Raw genomic sequence first — 17,610 nt, forward strand, 5'->3', positions numbered from 1 at the left:
CAAACACCGGTCGCAACGCGTGTCGCAGTCACCAGTTCAGGCGAACACAAAGCCTATGAAAGCCGGCTGCAGGTGCGACAGCCGTCGGTCGACGCCCGAAACCAAGCTTCAGATGCGTCGCCCCCCCTGCCCTATCTCGACACTCAGGCAACACCGTCCGCTTTTACAGCAAACGGATCGTAATTGAGGATCGGGGAAAGCCACCGCTCGGCTGTACGCATGTCCCAGCCTTTTCGGGCTGCATAGTCCTCGACCTGGTCCCGCTCAATCCGCCCGACGGCGAAATACACGCATTCGGGATGAGCGAAATACATACCGGACACGCTGGATGCTGGCGTCATGGCGCAGCTTGATGTCAGCGACACGCCTATCCTGTTCTCGGCATCCAGCAGCCGGAACAGGGTTTCTTTTTCGGTGTGCTCCGGTTGGCTCGGATATCCCGGCGCGGGGCGGATGCCGCGGTATTTCTCACCAATCAGGTCGGTGGCGTGAAGCGCCTCATCCGGCGCATACGCCCATAATTCTCGGCGCACGCGCTCGTGCATATACTCGGCTGTGGCTTCCGCGAACCTGTCGGCCAGAGCCTTCACCATGATCGCGGAGTAGTCGTCACCCTTCGCCGCAAATTCGGCGGAAATGGCCTCGACTTCCGATCCGGACGTCACGCAGAACCCGCCCAACCAGTCTTCGCCTTCCGGCGCGATGAAGTCGGAAAGAGCGAAATTGGCCCGCTCATTGTCCTTGACCATCTGCTGGCGCAGCGTGTGGAAGGTGTCGCCGGTTTCCAGCAGGATATCGTCGACCCGGCTGTTGGCACGCCAGAATCCCACAACCGCCTTCGGTTTGAACCAGGCTTCACCGATGAGCCGCTGCATCATCACTTCGGTATCACGCCAAAGACCGCTCGCCGCTTCGCCGACAATTTTGTCTGTCAGGATGGCGGGGTATTTCCCGGCAAGGTCCCAGGCCGCAAAATATGGTGTCCAGTCGATATACCTGGCCAGCGTCGCCAAATCGATGTCGTCGAACGTGCGCACGCCGGAATAAGTCGGCGCCGGGCGTTCATAGGCGTCCCAGTCGATCTTCAGAGCCGCCGCGCGGGCTTCGGCAATCGGCAGGCGCGGTTTGGGCGGCCCATCCTTGCGGGATTCCCGCATCCGCTGGTAACGGGCTTGGGTCTGCGCCACGAGCGCTGGCTTGTCTTCGGCATTTAGCAATGAACTCACGATGCCGACGGCGCGGCTCGCATCGGAGACATGGATCACGGGTGCGCACTTGATCACCGGGTCGACTTTCACCGCGGTGTGAGCCGGGCTGGTCGTCGCGCCGCCGATCATCAGCGGCTGCGTCATGCCCCTCCGTTGCATTTCAGACGCCACATAGACCATCTCATCCAGGCTCGGCGTGATCAGGCCCGACAGGCCGATGATGTCCACATCCAACTCGATGGCCGTGTCGAGAATTTTCTCAGCTGCGACCATCACGCCGAGATCGATGATCTCGTAGCCATTGCAGGCCAGGACAACGCCGACAATGTTCTTGCCGATGTCGTGCACATCACCCTTCACGGTGGCCATCAGCACCTTGCCGTTTGACACATCGACCGTACCCAGCCGGATTTTTTCTTCCTCGAGATAGGGCTCGAGATAGGCCACGGCGGCTTTCATGACCCGGGCCGACTTCACAACCTGCGGCAGGAACATCTTGCCCGAACCGAACAGGTCGCCGACGACGTTCATCCCGTCCATCAGCGGGCCTTCGATCACGTGCAGGGGCCGTTCGACCGACTGTCGCGCCTCCTCGGTGTCCACTTCGATAAATTCGGTAATCCCGTGAACGAGGCTGTGCTCGATCCGTTTTGCGACCGACGCTTCGCGCCAGCGTGTGTCCTTCTCCTGCACCTTGCCCTTCTGGCCCCGGAAGGTTTCGGCAAGGTCGACCAGTCTCTCGGTCGCATCGGCGCGGCGGTTGAGAATGACATCCTCAACCCGTTCCCGTAGCTCCGGCTCGATATCGTCATAAATATCAAGCTGGCCAGCATTGACGATGCCCATGTCCATACCCGCCGGGATGGCATAATACAGGAAGACCGAATGCATCGCCCGGCGCACCGGTTCGTTGCCCCGGAAACTGAACGACACGTTCGAGAGCCCGCCCGAGATATGACACCCCGGACACGTCTCGCGGATCACCTTGGTGGCCTCTATGAAGTCGACAGCGTAATTGTTGTGCTCCTCGATTCCAGTCGCGACGGCAAACACGTTCGGATCGAAAATGATGTCTTCCGCCGGGAAGCCAACCTCTTCGGTCAGGATCTTGTATGCCCGCTGGCATATCTCGATCTTGCGAGCGGCGGTGTCGGCCTGGCCCGCCTCATCGAACGCCATGACGACGACGGCCGCACCGTAAGACAGGCAGGCGCGTGCATTCTTGCGAAAGGCATCCTCGCCCTCTTTCATCGAGATCGAGTTCACAATCGCCTTGCCCTGCACGCATTTCAGCCCGGCTTCGATGACCTCCCATTTGGAACTATCGATCATCACCGGCACGCGGGCGATATCTGGTTCCGCAGCGATTAGATTGAGGAAGGTGCGCATCGCTTCGACACCTTCCAGCATGCCTTCATCCATGTTGACGTCGATGATCTGGGCGCCATTCTCGACCTGGCTGCGGGCAACCTCGACGGCGGCCGGATAGTCGCCCGCCGTGATCATCTTGCGGAACACGGCCGAGCCGGTGACGTTGGTGCGCTCGCCAATGTTGACGAAGTTGGAAGAAGCCTTGGTCATGATACCTGTCTAGCTTTTGGGCCGAACGACGCCGGGGAGGCCATCGATACTTTCGGCATTTGTCTGAAAGTGGGTTTCTGTCCATTCGTCGACGGACTTGTTGTCAATATATCGCGTCAGCTGATCACGCTCGCCTTTGAATTCGTAGAATGGCACGCCCCAGCCGCAGCTGTCGGCAATCCGATCGATCTTGATAACGATAACCGCCCGCGCCCGGTCAAAACCGGGGAACTGGGCGAGCATGTCCGGAAAGCGAGGATTGCCCACATCAATGGCTTCGCCCTGACCATACAGGCGCAGGATATTGGCGGGACCTTCGAAGGCGCAAAACATGATCGTGATACGCCCGTTTTCCTGCACGTGTGCCTGGGTCTCGATGCCGGAACCGCCGAGGTCGAGATAGGCGACAGTCATGTCGTCGATCACCTTGAACGCGTCGTAGCCCTTGGGGGACAAATTGATGTGTCCGTCGGAGCCAAGCGGCGCTGTGGCAACAAAGAAGAGTTTCTGCGCTTCAATGAAGCGGATCAGCTTGTCGTCGAGCTTGTCATAGGTCTTACCCATTTTTGCGCGCCCTCCCTGCATCCAACGGCCAGTTGCCATCAGCGATTTCTTGGAAGCCTTCTGCGGGCTGATTGTACCAGTATATCCATGCCTGTTCGCCCGTCGGTGCAGTATGGTCATCCAGTAGCGGTATCTTCTTTCTCACATAAAGCGAGGTAGCCGGATCATCAGTGACATCCTCGAATGCATCCATCGCTCCAATGAGCGACACGTCAGACAGTTCGTAGCGCACGCCGTGGCACAGCGTGTCGCCATCGACCACGCCCGGAAAGCCGCCAAGGTCCAGGAGACGCCCGCGAAACCGGCAAGGTCCCAGGAACGTACCCGAGCTCTCCAGCGGCAGGTCAGCCGGCATGCCCGCTGCGCCCTGTTTCAGCAGGCCGTAGAACACGAACAGGTCGCCTGATTGAACCGGATCGCCTGTCATGATGCCAGCACAAAGGGTTCCAGCCCGGAAAGCCGCATGTCGTGCGAAGTCGGCACCGGATCACGCGGCGCCACGCCATCGACCGCCTTCGCTATGGCTGCAATATGCTCTGGTGTCGTTCCGCAGCAACCACCCAAAATATTGACGATTCCGTCTCTCGCCCAGGCACTGACGGAGTTGGACGTTTCTTCCGGCTGCTCGTCATACTGACCCATCTCGTTCGGCAGACCGGCATTCGGATAGGCTGCGACCAAGGTGTCCGCAATCCGCGACAGCGACGCAATGTGCGGGCGCATCAGGTCGGCACCCAGGGCGCAGTTGAACCCGATTGCGAACGGCTTGGCGTGGCGCACGGAATTCCAGAAGGCTTCAACCGTCTGGCCTGACAGTGTTCGGCCAGACCGATCCGTGATCGTGCCCGAGATCCAGATTGGCAGCTTGTCCATGCCTTCGGCTTCCAGGTCCATGATCGCCTTGATCGCCGCCTTGCAATTCAGCGTGTCAGTAATGGTCTCGATCAGGTAGAGATCGACGCCGCCTTCATTGAGGGCCTGGACCTGCATACGGTAGGCGTCATAGACTTCATCAAACGTCACCGCGCGGTGGCCCGGGTCATTCACGTTCGATGACATGGACAGCATCTTGTTGAGCGGGCCGATCGAACCGGCGGCAAAGCGCGGCTTGTCCGGTGTCTTCGCGGTCCACGCATCGGCGGCAGCCCGTGCGAGCTTCGCGCCCTCCAGGTTGATGTCACGCACAGCGTCCGCGTCGAGCTTGTAATCGTCCTGCGCAATCGTCGTTGCCGAGAATGTATTGGTCTCGGAAATGTCGGCGCCAGCCTCGAAATAGGCATTGTGCAGGTCAGTCACTATATCCGGTCGCGTCAGGCAGAGGATGTCATTGTTGCCCTTCATCTGGCCTTCATGACCGATGAAACGGTCCCCGAGGAAATCGGCTTCGTCGAGGCCACGCCGCTGGATCATCACACCCCACGATCCATCAAGGATCAGGATGCGTTCCTTTGCGGCGGATTTTAGGGCAGCGATGCGTTCAGTGCGGTTCATGTCATTGCCTCATGCAGCCTGGGCAGGCTTTGGTTTCATGCCGAGCAGGCGGCATGTCGACAGGGCCAGGCCGGCCCGGTTCAGTGTGTAGAAATGGAACTTGTCGACGCCCTCGTCGGCCAGCTTGTGGCAGAGCTCGGCCGCGACATTCGCGGTAACGAGATCGCGGGTTTCCTCGTCATCGTCGAGGCCCTCGTAAAGGCCATGCAGCCAGTCCGGCAGGCTTGCGCCGCACAGGGTTGAAATGCGCTTCAGGCCCTTGAAGTTGGGTTGCAGCATGATCCCCGGAATGATCGGCATGGTGACGCCGCCCGCCCGCGCCCGCTCAAGAAAACGGAGATAGGTGTCAGGCTCGAAGAAGAATTGCGATATCGCGCGGTCTGCGCCAGCGTCCTGCTTGGCTTTCAGGAACGCGATGTCCTGGTTCCAGCCGAGGCTATCGGGGTGCTGTTCCGGATAACAGGATACGGAAATCTCGAATTGCTTGCCAAGTTCGGGACGGTGCTCACGCAAGCCCGCAATCAGTTCGACCGAGTCGCGAAACCCGCCCGGATGTTGCCGGAACGCCGCGCCCATGCCTTCGGTCGCATCACCGCGCAGCGCCACAATATGGCGGATGCCCGCATCCCAGTAGCCGTCGGCCACGTCGAGCACTTCTTCCTTCGTCGCAGACACGCAGGTCAGGTGCGCTGCAGGCAATAGCAGCGTGTTGCCTGCAATCCGCTTGACGGTGTCGTGCGTACGCTCGCGGGTTGACCCGCCTGCCCCGTAAGTGACCGACACAAAGTCGGGTGCCATCGGCTCAAGCCGCTGCACAGTCTGCCACAAGCGCTCGGCCATGGCATCGCTCTTCGGAGGGAAGAACTCGAACGACACGGACGGCGCGGAATCGGATTGGCGATCAGCGATCGACAGGGAGCTCATGCGGTGGCCTCCTCAGGCAGAGCCAGCTTTTCGGCGACCCAGATATTAACGACAAGGCCCGGACTGGACGCATCGGGCGGGTCAAAAGAATGCGGCTCGGACAGCTCGAGCTTCGCGTCGGCGGCCCAGCTTGCCATATTGTCGTCTCGCATCCCGAGCCGGTGATGACCATGCTCTTCGCGCAAGAATTCCAGGTCGTGGGCTGCGAAGTCGACGACCAGCAAACGCCCACCCGGCTTCAGGACGCGGCTGGCTTCCGCAATCACCTTGCCCGGCGCGTCCATGAAGTGAAGCACCTGATGGATGATGACGAGATCTGCCGAACTGCTGTCAAACGGCACGGCAGTCACATCGCCCTGCCGGACGCGCGCGTCGGCAATGCCCGCATGCTCCAGATTGGCCCGCGCGACAGTCAGCATGTGATGGCTGAGATCGATGCCTTCCGCTTCGCGCGCCAGGGGCGCGAACAGGACGAGCATGCGGCCCGTGCCGGTGCCAAAATCGATCACGCGTTCAAACGGCCCCGGACCTGCCAGGTCAAGCAGTGCGTCCTCGATGGACTCATTCGGATAGTGCAATGACCGGATCGTGTCCCAGGTACCGGCAATGCCGGAAAAGAATGATTCGGCAGATGCGGCCCGCAGGGCCGATACTTCGGCCAGCTGCGCAGCGTCCCGGCGCAAAGTCGGGACGTCGACGAGGTCTTGCGTGAACAGCGAGTCGAGAAAAATGCGCCCCTCGCCCCGACTGGCGGCGCGGTAGAAGACGAACGAGCCTTCGGGCATCCGCTCAACCAGTCCGGCTCCGGTGAGTGCTTTCAGATGGTGTGACAGTCGCGGTTGCGATTGCGCCAGCACCTGAACGAGTTCGCCGACTGACAAGTCGCGCTGGCGCAACAAGGCGAGAATTCGCAAGCGGGTCGGTTCGCCCGCAGCGCGGAGACGGTCTATTGTGGAGGCAATATCTGGCTGCATATCGCCATATAAACATTAGTTTATATGTTTTGCAAGATTGCACTCACGCCACAGTGCACATGAATTTACCAATTAGTCAGTTGATGCGTCCCTATTGAGCCTCCATTTACCGCCTAGAACCAGACCCCGGGACCATTCTCATGCAAATTCGATCTTTCGGGGCCGCGCTGATATTCGGCCTCGGCGCCTGCGCGTCGACCCCACCGCCTGAAGCGGGCGCTGTTGCGGACCCTTATGAAGGGTTCAATCGCCAGATGTTCGCATTCAACAATGGAGTCGACCGGTATGCGCTGGCGCCAGCCGCGTCGGTGTACGAGACGGTGACCCCGGCATTCGCTCGCGATCGGGTCGGTGATTTCCTTGGAAATCTAAAATCCCCGGTAATTTTCGTGAACGACGTGCTGCAGGCCCAGCCCGACCGGGCGGGGGATACGTTCTTTCGCTTCACCATCAACACGACAATTGGCCTGGTCGGCTTGTGGGATGCCGCAGAATATTTCGGGATTGATGGGCATCGGGAAGATTTCGGCCAGACATTGGCCGTATGGGGCGTCGGAAGCGGCCCCTATCTCGTCATGCCCCTCCTCGGACCAACCAACCCGCGCGACCTGTTGGGATCCGGTGTCGACAGGGCATTTGATCCCCTCACCTGGACCGAATTTGCCGGTCAGCCGGACCTCGACGACCAGATCGCCATTGGCCGTGGGGTGTTGGGTGGCCTGAATGCACGGGTTGCGCTGGACGACCAGATCAGGACCCTGAACGAACAACCGGAACCTTATGTTGCGCTCCGCCGTATTTATTCATCTCAGCGTCAGGCTGCCATTCGTAATGGTCAGATCGTCGATGAATCGGAAGCCTATGACGATCTCCCTGATTTTGACGAATTTGATAATTAACCAGAGCCTGATGACTCAAACAGGAGCAGTTTCTTGAACCGGATTACAATCACAGCCATGGCCCTGGCCGGGTTGGCACTGTGCGCCTTGCCGGCCGCCGCAGACGCCAAGACCGAAGCCTATGTTCAGGCGAATGCAAGCGAAGCCCTGGCGACGCTGAATGACCCGTCTCTGACGGCCAGCCAGCGCACCAGCACATTCAGCACCTACATGGACAGGTTCACCGATCTGGACGCCGTGTCGAATTTCGTGATCGGCAAGTATAGCCGCCGGTTCACCCCGGCAGAACTGGCCGCCTATCGCACGGCATTCCGTACCTATGCGCTGGCCGTTTATGAAGCCCAACTGGACGACTATCGCGGCAAGGCTGTGGTGGTGAAGGATTCTGTCGATCGGTCGGAGACGGATTCGATCGTGAATACGGTGATCGAGCGCCAGGACGGCAAGAACATGGATGTGCGCTGGCGCGTTCTGACCCGGGATGGCAAATACCAGGTCGTCGATGTTGCGCTCAATCTTGATGGCAACCTGATCTGGCTTGGCATCGAACAACGGGCCCAGTTCATCGCCCTTCTGGATCGTGCGAACGGATCTGCAGAGGCCCTGATTTCCAAGATCGAAAGCATGACGGCCGAATTGAAAGCGTCAAAGCGAACCTGACTCTGCTTAATATTGATTGTTTTCCGGGACTTGCAGTCGCCTCTTGGAAGAATTTGGTTAAATTGTCATAGACTTCGTATATAAAGCGAAACCAAGGGGACGCGGCGGGTATAATCCGGCTGGGTCTTCGCCGTGCCCATTCCTGGCGTGCGGCGCGCGACTACATCCGGATTGGTTTCAAGACCCAATGAGAGTTTCGGTCTACAAGGACAGATATCCGACCTCGTTCGTCGTGCCCCGGCGCAGCGGGCACCAGATCGACAGCCGCCTGTTTTTGCCCTTCGACAAGATTTACGGCCGACTTGACGGCGTCGCTTTGCTTGCGCCCTTCCATAATGCCGATCTTGTCCATGCCTTCAACAGGGTTCCGATCGGCGAGAAAAAATATGTCATCTCGTTCGAGAGCCATCTGCCGCGACGTTTCGGATTTGAACGGGACAATTCCTACACCAACTGGATGACAAGGGAATTATCCGGTCGCCATTGCCGTCGGATCATTGCGCTGTCGCATTATGCCCGCAACCAGTTCATCGACCAGACCAAGAGCCTCAGCACGTCCGGCGACCTGTTGGACAAGCTCATGGTGCGCCACCCGAATGTCCTGCTGGGACTGAAGGAAGATGCACTCGCCGAGGATCTCGAACAGGGCCGCATGGACCACCTGGTGATCACCTTCATTGGCGCGCATTTCGGACGCAAGGGCGGCTGCGTTGCGGCGTTGCTGGCGCAAAAGGCGCACGCTGAAAACCTGCCCCTGCGCGTCCAGATCGTGTCATCGCTCAAGGTCGGCGCCGCCACATGGACAGATCCGACGAGCGACGGGTTTTTCGATCCCTATATGGAGATGCTCAAACTTCCCAATGTCAGGCTGTTCAGCGGCCTGCCAAACGGCGATGTCCGGCAGATGCTGCGCCGGTCGCACTTCGGCTTCCTGCCGACCTTCTCCGATACGTTTGGCTATTCGATTATCGAGGCCATGGCCGAGCACGTGCCGTCAATTGCGACTCCCGTACAAGCCATTCCGGAATTCCTGCAGGACGGGGTCAACGGCCTGATGCTGCCCCTCAATGTGGACGAATTGGGTCATTGGGTCCAACCGCCAAAAGACCAGAGGCATACAGAATCCTACGCCCGTTTCTACGAAGACGAGATCGAGAAACTTGCAGACCATGCTCTGGGCGCGCTCCGTCCCTATTTCGACGTTCCCGAAAAAATATTGCCGCTGCGCCGCAACGCAAGGCTGACGGCTGAAAAAATGTTCTCGCCGACCGTGTCAGGGGCCTTTTACGATCCGTTCTATGAACGCATCGCCAAAGAAAGCCTGTCGAGCCGGCCCGAACGGGGGCCGCTCGACGTGTCCTCGCCGACCATTGCTGAACTGGCGGACCAACTGGCCTAGTGTCCAGTTCGGAACTACAGGAGTGCTCATGCCTTATATTGGCTGAGGCTGACGCGGGATGACATTATCCGAATGACGACACGATGGAACCTGCTCCGGCTTGTGTGTGTGTTGGCCCTGTGGGCTTTGCCTGTCCTTCCGGGGACCGGCCAGACCCCAGAAACGTCATCACCTCCATCCCCCCAGCAGCTAGTCCAGACCCGGGCAAATGCGCCTGACGACCAAGCGATCGAAAATCGGATTGCAGCGATTTTTTTGCAAATCGACTCCCTCGCCCATGTCGAGGTCGACGTACGCGAGGGCGTGGTGTCGCTGACGGGCTCCGTGTCAAACTCTGCTACGGCGCTACGCGCCAAGGATATTGCCGGACGTCTTGAGGGCGTTGTCACGGTCGAGGACAAGATTGACCGGACGCTTGATATCGAGGGCAATGTTTCGCCGCTCGTCGACAATTTCAATACCAAGATGAAAAGCTATTATCGCGCCCTTCCGCTTCTCGGGCTGGGACTGGCGCTGTTCCTGATCATCAGCTTTGCCGGGCACCTGCTGGCGAACTGGATGTGGCTGTGGCGCCGCTTGCTGCGCAATCCGTTTCTCGCCGAGCTTGTCTCGCAGGCGGTACGCGTCGCCTCAGTTGCGGTGGCGCTGGTGCTGGCGCTTAGCCTGGTCGGCGCAACCGCCCTGATGGGGACCATAATCGGCGGCGTGGGCGTGCTGGGTATCGCCATCGGCTTTGCCGTGCGGGACAGTCTCGAGAACTATATCTCTTCGATCATGCTGAGCCTGCGTCAGCCATTTCGCGCCAACGAGCATGTCGTGATCGGAGACCAGGAGGGCAAGGTTGTGCGCCTGACGTCACGCGCCACCGTCTTGATGACGCTGGACGGCAATCACCTGCGAATTCCCAACGCGATGGTCTTCAAAGCCGTGATCCTCAACTATAGCCGCAATCCCGAACGCCGGTTCGAATTCGATCTTGGCGTGGATGCCGAAGATGATCCGATCGCCGCGATGACGCTCGGTCTCGATACGCTGGGCGCGCTGCCCTTCGTCCTGAAACAGCCAGATGCGAGCGCCTTCATCCAGACGGTGGGTGATTCCAATATCGTGCTGCGTTTCCAGGGCTGGCTGAACCAGACCCAAACCGATTTCAGCAAGGCACGCGGGCTCGCCATAAGCGCCACCAAGGATGCGCTGGAAACGGGCGGGTTCACACTGCCCGAACCGATCTACCGCCTGCGCTTTGACGGGCCTGTCGGTAGCGAAGCGGTTCGACGCATGCAGGACGCCGCGTCGACTGATCGACGCAAGCCTGCGGCAGTCGCGGCGACCGCTGGCTCCGAAGCGCTGGATGTCACGCCGGACCACCATATCGAAAAGAAGGTGGACGAAGAACGCGCCGAAACCATGGAGACAGATCTCCTGGATTCCGGGCGTCCGGTGGAATAGGCACTAGCGCGCGAACTTCTTGAATTTCAGACGTTTTGGCGTGACGGAATCGGCACCGAGACGGCGTTTCTTGTCTTCGAGATAGGACGAGAAATCGCCTTCGAACCATTCAACATGGCTGTCGCCCTCGAAGGCGAGAATGTGCGTGGCCATGCGGTCAAGGAACCAGCGATCGTGCGAGATGATAACGGCGCAGCCGGGGAAATTGTCGAGGCCTTCTTCGAGCGCCTGCAGCGTTTCGACGTCGAGATCGTTGGTCGGTTCATCGAGCAGGAGCAGGTTGTGGCTGCCCTTCAGCATCTTGGCGAGGTGGACCCGGTTGCGCTCACCGCCTGAGAGAAGGCCGACTTTCTTCTGCTGGTCAGTGCCCTTGAAGTTGAAGGCGCCGACATAGGCGCGCGACATGACTTCCACGCCGCCGAGGTCGATCACGTCCGTACCGCCGGAGATTTCCTCCCAGACGTTCTTGGCGGGATCGAGCTTGTCGCGGCTCTGGTCGACATAGCCAATCTTGACGGTCTCACCGACGCGCAGGCTGCCCGAGTCCGGCTCTTCCTGCTTCAGGATCATCTTGAACAGGGTCGATTTACCAGCACCGTTCGGGCCGATCACGCCGACAATACCGCCGGGCGGCAGCTTGAAGCTCAAGTCTTCGATCAGGAGATTGTCGCCAAACGCCTTACGCAGGTGTTCAGCCTCCAGAACCACACCGCCGAGACGCGGGCCCGGGGGGATGCGGATCTGCGCGGTCATGACCTTCTCGCGCTCGGCCTGGGACGCCATGTCTTCATAGGCACTGATACGGGCCTTGGATTTTGCCTGGCGGGCTTTCTGGCCGGAGCGGACCCATTCGAGTTCCTTGGCCAGCGTGCGCTTGCGGCCGGTGTCTTCGCGGGCTTCCTGTTCCATCCGCTTGGCCTTCTGCTCGATCCACGCGGAATAGTTGCCCTGATAAGGGATGCCGCGGCCACGATCGAGTTCGAGGATCCAGTTGGTGATGTCATCGAGGAAGTAACGGTCGTGGGTCACGAGAATGACGCAGCCGGGGAAATTGATCAGGAAGTTCTGCAACCACGCGACGGTTTCGGCATCGAGGTGGTTGGTCGGTTCATCCATCAGGATCATGTCGGGCTTCGACAGGAGCAGCTGGCAAATGGCGACGCGGCGGGCTTCGCCGCCTGACAGGCTGGCGACGTCGGCGTCGTTCTCGGGGCAACCCAGCGCGGTCAGGGCCATGTCGATCTTCGAGTCGATGTCCCAAGCATCGGCCGCGTCGATCTGCTCCTGCAGCGCGGTCATCTCTTCCATCAGTTCGTCGGAATAGTCTTCGCCTAGCTTTTCCGAAATGGCGTTGAATTGGTCGAGCATCTGCTTTTCAGGGCATTTGGCGGCGACGTTCCCGAACACGCTCAGCGTCGGATCCAGCTTTGGCTCCTGCGGCAGGTAGCCGACCTTGACCCCTGCGGCCGCCCAGGCCTCGCCCTGGAAATCCTTGTCTTCGCCCGCCATGATGCGCAGCAGGGTCGACTTACCCGAGCCGTTGACGCCGACGACACCGATCTTGGCGTCCGGCAGGAAGTTCAGGTGGATGTTCTCGAACACCTTCTTGCCGCCGGCATAGGCCTTGGTCAGGCCTTGCATTTGAAAAACATATTGGGGACCGGCCATGGCGGGGTATTCCTGTGCAAACGGGTATGGGACGCGCTGTACTTGCGCGCGCGCCACGGAAAATCAAGCGGTCAATGGCAATGCTAGTCAGCAAAGCCCCAGATGATCCGTCCCTCTTCCGAGAGCTTTCCGAGCCAGATGCGATCATGGCTGGGAAATACGGTCAGCTGCGGATTGGCCTGCATCAGGTCATGAATGGCCCGTACCTGCTTCCGGATAGCCGCACGGTCCTCGTCCGGATCGAACACGACGAATTGCGTAAAGACTGGCCGCATCGTCAAGTCTTCAATGGACGACATCGACCAGACCGTATCGCCAATCATCAGGTATTCATGGCCGTTTTGCAGCGTGACGAAAAACAGCTGGGCGCCCGGTGAGTGACCGGCCATCGGTATCGCCACCACGCCGGGCGCGACCCATTGGACCGTTCCGTCGAGCCGAGGCGGCAGGTCGCGCAGAACGGCAGGCAGTTCGCCATTTGCGAATTGCGGCAGGGTCGCCGACTGCGGCGCGTTCAGCCAGAGACGCGGCGCAAGCGCGTCCGGGTCCGGGTGCCGCGCAATCGCCATGACGTGGTCGGGATGCTCATGCGTCATCAGCACCTTGTCGGCCGTCAGCATGGCATCGACGACCTTGCGATAGGCCGCATCGTCGAAGGACCAGTCTTCCGGAGACTGAACCATGCCCTCGGAGGTCGACCGGTCGAGCGCGCCGCCGATGACAAGCGTGCTGTCAGGAAAGACGACCTGGACGGAATTGTAGCTGGTGAGCCATTGGCCCGTGAATGCGCCCGCGCGGGCCGCGAGCATCGGGGCCGAGTCGTGACCGACTTCCAGCACGCGGATCTCTGTCGGCAGGTCACCTCCCGCATCGCGGATCATGCTGCGCCATTGATCAATGTCCAACAATCCTGGCGCTGCAGCGGGCGCCTTGCTGAATCCGGCAAAAAGCCACCATCCTGCAGCGATGACAAACACGGCCAGAGCCGCGGCGAGTCTCATGATCCATTTCAGCATTGTGTCTCTCCCCAAGTCTTCAACGATATCAGCACCCTGAACGAAACGCAATTTGTTCAGGGCTCATGCCAAGGGGTTGGCTCGACGCGGCGTGCGCTACCTAGCGACTCGTGCAGGCGATCACGGCGGCCTGCTCTTCTTCCGACATCACCATGTCCAAGCGATCAAGCTCGGCTGTAGCGCCGTCATTTCCAAAGCGTTGGGCCTGCTTGAACCAGTACCAAGCGGCCACGAAATTGACGTCACCTGCATGCCCACCGGCATGGGCGATACCAAGGTTGAAGGCGCAACGGCTGTCGCCGAGGTCGACGCCCCGGGCCCACCAGCTGAGTGCAGATTCGAAGTCCTGCGGGCCACCGGCACCTGCCATCATCATGGCGCCGAGATGGGTGATGGCATCGAGATCGCCGTCTTCTGCAGCGAGCAGGAACAGCGTCCGGGCGCGCGCCTCGTCCTTTTCGCCACCCAGCCCGCGCACGAGCAGGAAGCCGAGGTTGAAACGCGCATTTGGCAGGCCGGTCTCGGCGGCTTGATGATAGTAGGCTCTCGCAGCCGTAAGGTCCTGGTGGACCCCCCGGCCATGGTGCAGCAGGGTGCCAAAATTATTGGCGGCGGCGGCATGGCCATCATTGGCGGCCTTACGCATCGCCTCGACAGCCTTCAGGAGCGACTCCCCGCCCTCACTGCCGTCAAGCAGCGTGTGAGTGCGTTCATAATTGAAGAGCCCCTCATCCATGCCGGTACATTAGATCAGACCGGCGGGCTGACTAGACGGAAAACACAGTTTTGCCACAATGAATCAATCAGTGCGCGATTTTTGAGCGCCGGGATGACAGGAGCGCCATGGGCGCTAGTGTGCGCGCCTGAGCCAGCGGAGAGCCGAATTGTCTGATTCCACAACAGCACTGACGCCGGAGCGTCTTTACGCCTCCCCTTCCCTGTCGGGCCCGGCTCCACGCGGCGTGAAGTTTTCCCCGGACGGCAAACGGGTGACCTTCCTGAAAGGCCGTCCGGATGAGCAGGATCGGCTGGATCTCTGGCAGTTCGACGTCCAAACGGGCGCTCAGAGCCGGCTGATCAATTCGCAGTTCTTGCAACCTCACGACGCAGAACTCTCCGAAGCGGAGAAGGCGCTGCGCGAGCGCAAGCGGATTGCGGGCACCAAGGGCATTGTCGATTACAGCTGGGGTACGGCGGACACGATACTGGTGCCGCTGGGGGGTGACCTGTACCTGGTAAGCCTGGGCGAAGGGGAGCCGGAGGTCCGCCAGCTGACCGATACGGATGCGTTCGAAACGGATGCAAAAGTGTCGCCGAAAGGGCGTTATGCCAGCTTTGTCCGCGAGGGCGCGCTGTATGCGATCGACCTTGAAAACGGCGACGAGAGCCGCCTGTCGCCAGCGGCGGAGCCGGACAAAGCCATCTCGTATGGCGTTGCCGAATTCGTGGCGCAGGAAGAGATGCATCGTTTCACCGGTTACTGGTGGAGCCCGGACGACAAATATGTCGCCTATACGCGCGTGGATGAATCCACGGTCGATATCATACCACGCTTCGACATAGAGGCGGACAAGGTGAGCGTCATCGAGCAGCGCTATCCGCGCGCCGGACGGCCGAATGCGGTGGTGGACCTGTTTGTTCGGGACATGGCGACGGGAGAGGCGACCGAGATAAAATGGCGGAGAGACGACTGGGGCGCGGCGACGGACCAATACCTGGCGCGGGTGAACTGGTTGCCGGATGGCGCCCTCGTCGTACAGGGCGTCGACCGACACCAGACCCGCCTCTGCCGCACCTTGTTCAGCCTTCCGGACGGAACACCCACCGCAATGGGCGGGGAAGATCAGCGCTGCTGGATCAATCTCGACACTGATTTCATCGCCTTCTCACCGGACGCGCATGGCCGCGACAGTGTGCAGCCCGTGCACGTTCTCACAACAACCGAAGCGTCTGGCTTTCGGCATGTCGCCTGCCTCAACCGGCGCGGCGATGCGCAGGCCGTCACAACCGGTTCCTGGGCCGTGGACAAGGTGCTTGCCGTCCAGCCCGAGGATGAAACGGTGCTGTTCACGGGCCATGCCGATACACCGCTTGAGCGCCACCTCTATACGGTGGCGCTGTCGGGCGGTGAGCCCCAACGCATCACGGCGCCCGGCAGGACCTGGGCCATCACGATGGCCGCAGACGGCAAGTCCTTCGTCGGCACAAGCTCATCGCCCGGCCAGCCACCGCAGGTGGGGCTGTACAAGGCGGACGGGTCGCTGATCGCATGGATCGAAGAGAACCGGCTGGATGAGACGCATCCCTATGCGCCATTCCTGTCTGATCATTCCATGCCGGAATTCGGGACGCTGAAAGCCGAGGATGGTCAGGACCTCCATTATTCGATCCTGAAGCCGCCGGGCTTCGATCCGGCGAAACAGTATCCGGTGATCGTCGAGGTCTATGGCGGGCCGCATGTGCAGACCGTGGTCAATGAATGGGGCCGGGTGTCGGACCAGTTCTATGTACGCGAGGGATATATCCTGTTCCGGCTGGACAATCGCGGCTCGGCCAACCGGGGCAAGACATTCGAGGACGTCATCTATCGCCGCACGGGCGGGCCGGAAGTACGCGACCAACTGGTGGGCGTCGACTGGCTGAAAAGCCAGCCTTTCGTGGATGCCAGCCGCATCGCGATCCAGGGCTGGTCCTATGGCGGCTACATGACGCTGATGGCCGTGCTGCAGGCGCCGGAGGGCACGTTCGCGGCGGCCGCCGCTGGCGCGCCGGTGACCGACTGGCGGCTCTACGACACGTTCTATACCGAGCGCTACATGGATACGCCGGAAGACAATCCGGACGGCTATGAAGCCTCAAGTGTTTTTCCCTATGTCGACAATCTGACAACACCGCTGCTGCTGATGCACGGCATGGCGGATGACAATGTCACCTTCGACAACACGACCCGCCTGATGGCGGCGCTGCAGGAGAAGGGCAAGGCCTTCGACCTGATGACCTATCCCGGCCAGCGCCACGGTATTCGCGGCGAGCCCCTGCAGGTGCATTTGATGAAAACGCGCATGGCGTTCCTGGAGCGCCACCTCAAACCCGAATTAAAGGCCTCAACATGATAGAGTTACTCGACCGGATCCCGCTCATTATCGTGATCGTCGCCTGCCTGACGCTGGGGCTGGCGCCGTTCACGCCCGAACCGCATATCTGGGAAAAACTGAAAATGCTGACCGCGGGAACCCTGAAAAGGCCGGTAGATATTTTTGACTTCTTTCTCCACGCCGGGCCCTGGTTTCTGTTGATGGCCAAGCTGGCCCGCATGGGCCTGACGAAATGACCATCAAGCCCTGGAAAATTATCGAGAGCCACCAGACCTTCAAGGACAAGTTCATGTCGCTGCGTACGGACCGGTGCGAGCGCGAGGACGGGCATGTGGTGCCAGCCTATCATGTGCTGGAGTTCACAGACTGGGTGACGCTGATCCCGGTTACGGATGAAGGCAATGTCGTGCTGATCCGCGAATATCGCCATGCGGGCGACGTGGTCCTGCTGGGCGTGCCGGGCGGCGTGATGGATCCGGGCGAGACGGACGCAGAGGCGGCGGGCCGGCGCGAGCTGCAGGAAGAGACCGGCTATACCGCACGCGAGATGATCCCCGTCGGCGCCTGTTTCCCGAACCCGGCCATTCAGGACAACCAGATACACTATTACCTCGCGACCGGGTGTACGAAGACCCACGCACAGACGCTGGACCCGAACGAGGAAATCGAGGTGCTGGAGATG

16 protein-coding genes are annotated in these 17,610 nt (G+C 60.3%); 7 read left to right on the top strand and 9 right to left on the bottom strand.

Going from position 1 to position 17,610, the window contains the following annotated elements:
• Window positions 1-143 precede the first annotated feature (143 nt).
• From metH to AADA04_RS07595, 6 genes are read right to left on the bottom strand one after another with little or no spacing between them, the layout of a single operon-like run.
• Window positions 144-2,789 (bottom strand): methionine synthase, encoded by a 2,646-nt coding sequence (metH, locus tag AADA04_RS07570; RefSeq protein ID WP_340692649.1) that lies wholly within the window; start codon window positions 2,787-2,789, stop codon window positions 144-146.
• A 9-nt stretch (window positions 2,790-2,798) separates the two neighbouring features.
• Window positions 2,799-3,353 carry a pyridoxamine 5'-phosphate oxidase family protein gene (locus tag AADA04_RS07575; protein ID WP_340692650.1) on the bottom strand — a complete coding sequence of 185 codons (555 nt, stop codon included), beginning with the start codon at window positions 3,351-3,353 and terminating at the stop codon, window positions 2,799-2,801.
• Window positions 3,346-3,780 (bottom strand): gamma-glutamylcyclotransferase family protein, encoded by a 435-nt coding sequence (locus AADA04_RS07580; protein WP_340692651.1) that lies wholly within the window; start codon window positions 3,778-3,780, stop codon window positions 3,346-3,348. The genes AADA04_RS07575 and AADA04_RS07580 overlap by 8 nt, the downstream gene beginning before the upstream one ends.
• Complete coding sequence (locus AADA04_RS07585; RefSeq protein ID WP_340692652.1) at window positions 3,777-4,844, bottom strand: homocysteine S-methyltransferase family protein; 1,068 nt, start codon at window positions 4,842-4,844, stop codon at window positions 3,777-3,779. Before AADA04_RS07585 ends, AADA04_RS07580 begins: the two co-directional genes overlap by 4 nt.
• A 9-nt stretch (window positions 4,845-4,853) precedes the next feature.
• Complete coding sequence (gene metF, locus AADA04_RS07590; protein ID WP_340692653.1) at window positions 4,854-5,768, bottom strand: methylenetetrahydrofolate reductase [NAD(P)H]; 915 nt, start codon at window positions 5,766-5,768, stop codon at window positions 4,854-4,856.
• Window positions 5,765-6,742, bottom strand: coding sequence for a metalloregulator ArsR/SmtB family transcription factor (locus AADA04_RS07595; protein ID WP_340692654.1), 978 nt, complete (start codon window positions 6,740-6,742; stop codon window positions 5,765-5,767). Before AADA04_RS07595 ends, metF begins: the two co-directional genes overlap by 4 nt.
• A 140-nt stretch (window positions 6,743-6,882) precedes the next feature.
• Here AADA04_RS07595 and AADA04_RS07600 point away from each other — a divergent pair, with 140 nt between their 5' ends.
• The 4 genes from AADA04_RS07600 to AADA04_RS07615 all read left to right on the top strand — a co-directional run bounded on the left by AADA04_RS07600 (window position 6,883) and on the right by AADA04_RS07615 (window position 11,149).
• A complete protein-coding gene (locus AADA04_RS07600; RefSeq protein WP_340692655.1) occupies window positions 6,883-7,641 on the top strand; it encodes a VacJ family lipoprotein in 759 nt (252 codons plus the stop codon).
• A gap of 33 nt (window positions 7,642-7,674) precedes the next feature.
• Window positions 7,675-8,301 (top strand): ABC transporter substrate-binding protein, encoded by a 627-nt coding sequence (locus AADA04_RS07605; protein ID WP_340692656.1) that lies wholly within the window; start codon window positions 7,675-7,677, stop codon window positions 8,299-8,301.
• 187 nt (window positions 8,302-8,488) lie between these two features.
• Window positions 8,489-9,700 (top strand): glycosyltransferase family 4 protein, encoded by a 1,212-nt coding sequence (locus AADA04_RS07610; protein ID WP_340692657.1) that lies wholly within the window; start codon window positions 8,489-8,491, stop codon window positions 9,698-9,700.
• Window positions 9,701-9,772: 72 nt separating this feature from the next.
• Window positions 9,773-11,149 carry a mechanosensitive ion channel domain-containing protein gene (locus AADA04_RS07615; RefSeq protein ID WP_340692658.1) on the top strand — a complete coding sequence of 459 codons (1,377 nt, stop codon included), beginning with the start codon at window positions 9,773-9,775 and terminating at the stop codon, window positions 11,147-11,149.
• Between the two features lie 3 nt (window positions 11,150-11,152).
• On the opposite strand, the gene ettA is transcribed toward AADA04_RS07615, so the two are convergent.
• The 3 genes from ettA to AADA04_RS07630 form a co-directional block, all read right to left on the bottom strand.
• Entirely contained in the window at window positions 11,153-12,817 is a 1,665-nt protein-coding gene (gene ettA, locus AADA04_RS07620) for an energy-dependent translational throttle protein EttA (protein WP_340692659.1), read from the bottom strand.
• A gap of 83 nt (window positions 12,818-12,900) precedes the next feature.
• Complete coding sequence (locus tag AADA04_RS07625; protein ID WP_340692660.1) at window positions 12,901-13,833, bottom strand: hypothetical protein; 933 nt, start codon at window positions 13,831-13,833, stop codon at window positions 12,901-12,903.
• Between the two features lie 100 nt (window positions 13,834-13,933).
• On the bottom strand, window positions 13,934-14,569 hold the full coding sequence (locus AADA04_RS07630) for a tetratricopeptide repeat protein (RefSeq protein ID WP_340692661.1): 636 nt from the start codon (window positions 14,567-14,569) through the stop codon (window positions 13,934-13,936).
• Between the two features lie 148 nt (window positions 14,570-14,717).
• Here AADA04_RS07630 and AADA04_RS07635 point away from each other — a divergent pair, with 148 nt between their 5' ends.
• The 3 genes from AADA04_RS07635 to AADA04_RS07645 form a co-directional block, all read left to right on the top strand.
• The gene (locus AADA04_RS07635) at window positions 14,718-16,946 is read left to right on the top strand and encodes a S9 family peptidase (RefSeq protein ID WP_340692662.1); all 2,229 of its coding nucleotides are present in this window, start codon (window positions 14,718-14,720) and stop codon (window positions 16,944-16,946) included.
• Complete coding sequence (locus AADA04_RS07640) at window positions 16,943-17,164, top strand: hypothetical protein (RefSeq protein ID WP_340692663.1); 222 nt, start codon at window positions 16,943-16,945, stop codon at window positions 17,162-17,164. The genes AADA04_RS07635 and AADA04_RS07640 overlap by 4 nt, the downstream gene beginning before the upstream one ends.
• Window positions 17,161-17,610, top strand: a 450-nt coding sequence (locus AADA04_RS07645; RefSeq protein WP_340692664.1) for an NUDIX hydrolase, incomplete at its 3' end; no start/stop codon positions are given. The genes AADA04_RS07640 and AADA04_RS07645, both read left to right, overlap by 4 nt.

Source organism: Hyphomonas sp., from assembly GCF_037969335.1.
Classification (GTDB): Bacteria; Pseudomonadota; Alphaproteobacteria; order Caulobacterales; family Hyphomonadaceae; genus Hyphomonas.

Coding starts and splice junctions, on each gene's coding strand:
- AADA04_RS07615 (WP_340692658.1), top strand. CDS start 9,773: ATGACGACACGATGGAACCTGCTCCGGCTTGTGTGTGTGTTGGCCCTG.
- metH (WP_340692649.1), bottom strand. CDS start 2,789: ATGACCAAGGCTTCTTCCAACTTCGTCAACATTGGCGAGCGCACCAAC.
- AADA04_RS07595 (WP_340692654.1), bottom strand. CDS start 6,742: ATGCAGCCAGATATTGCCTCCACAATAGACCGTCTCCGCGCTGCGGGC.
- AADA04_RS07640 (WP_340692663.1), top strand. CDS start 16,943: ATGATAGAGTTACTCGACCGGATCCCGCTCATTATCGTGATCGTCGCC.
- AADA04_RS07625 (WP_340692660.1), bottom strand. CDS start 13,833: ATGCTGAAATGGATCATGAGACTCGCCGCGGCTCTGGCCGTGTTTGTC.
- AADA04_RS07580 (WP_340692651.1), bottom strand. CDS start 3,780: ATGACAGGCGATCCGGTTCAATCAGGCGACCTGTTCGTGTTCTACGGC.
- AADA04_RS07585 (WP_340692652.1), bottom strand. CDS start 4,844: ATGAACCGCACTGAACGCATCGCTGCCCTAAAATCCGCCGCAAAGGAA.
- metF (WP_340692653.1), bottom strand. CDS start 5,768: ATGAGCTCCCTGTCGATCGCTGATCGCCAATCCGATTCCGCGCCGTCC.
- ettA (WP_340692659.1), bottom strand. CDS start 12,817: ATGGCCGGTCCCCAATATGTTTTTCAAATGCAAGGCCTGACCAAGGCC.
- AADA04_RS07600 (WP_340692655.1), top strand. CDS start 6,883: ATGCAAATTCGATCTTTCGGGGCCGCGCTGATATTCGGCCTCGGCGCC.
- AADA04_RS07575 (WP_340692650.1), bottom strand. CDS start 3,353: ATGGGTAAGACCTATGACAAGCTCGACGACAAGCTGATCCGCTTCATT.
- AADA04_RS07630 (WP_340692661.1), bottom strand. CDS start 14,569: ATGGATGAGGGGCTCTTCAATTATGAACGCACTCACACGCTGCTTGAC.
- AADA04_RS07610 (WP_340692657.1), top strand. CDS start 8,489: ATGAGAGTTTCGGTCTACAAGGACAGATATCCGACCTCGTTCGTCGTG.